Source organism: Aquimarina macrocephali JAMB N27 (assembly GCF_000520995.1).
Lineage (GTDB): Bacteria > Bacteroidota > Bacteroidia > Flavobacteriales > Flavobacteriaceae > Aquimarina > Aquimarina macrocephali.
The window spans coordinates 1-289 of sequence record NZ_JACA01000071.1 but is presented as its reverse complement, the minus strand read 5'-3'; the positions used below and the strand labels follow the sequence as shown (position 1 = coordinate 289).

At 30.4% G+C, this 289-nt stretch carries 1 pseudogene; it reads right to left on the bottom strand.

What is annotated here, in order from left to right:
• A pseudogene (locus Z054_RS31965) lies at positions 1-289 on the bottom strand (hypothetical protein); the annotation flags it as partial.

Below are 289 nucleotides of genomic sequence, written 5' to 3'. Positions count from 1 at the left end.
TTTAAAATTGCCATATCAATTTCTCCAATTTTTGCACAGGCTTCTGCATAACTATCATATACTTTATAACTATCTGGATAGAGCATCATATTCACTTTGAAAACATCTTGTGATAATTTCATTCTATCCTCATGGAAAAAATCATAACCTAGATCATTTAAATAGTCTTCAGTAACAGTAAGATAAGTTGAGTCATGTTCTTTTAAGGCCATATATGCATTAAGTGCTTTGTCAAAGTCACCTTCAAGAAGGAATTCTACTGGTTCTTTTTTATCAGTATCCATCTTAA